Raw genomic sequence first — 236 nt, 5'->3', positions numbered from 1 at the left:
CAACCGCTTGCTACAGAGTCAACCTCACCCCACTTGGCCATTTTCTTCTTCCAGGATTTAATCCCCGTGCCATTCTCACCTACCAGCCATAGTGTGCCGTCTTCAGACAATCTTGAGCACAACTGGGTGAGCATCGCCTCTACCAATGGACGGCTTTTTTGCAGATAGAGAACAATGGCACCAGAAGCACCATTAAGATTGGAGAAGGCATGACTATAAGCAACACGATCAGCAGG

The 236-nt window shown here is 49.2% G+C and carries 1 pseudogene; it reads right to left on the bottom strand.

Annotated elements, in window-relative coordinates:
* Positions 1 to 236: pseudogene (locus ACY2RR_RS24765) on the bottom strand (hypothetical protein); the annotation flags it as partial.

Source organism: Parendozoicomonas sp. 2304DJ65-17, from assembly GCF_058148445.1.
This window is presented reverse-complemented; position numbering and strand designations above follow the sequence as displayed.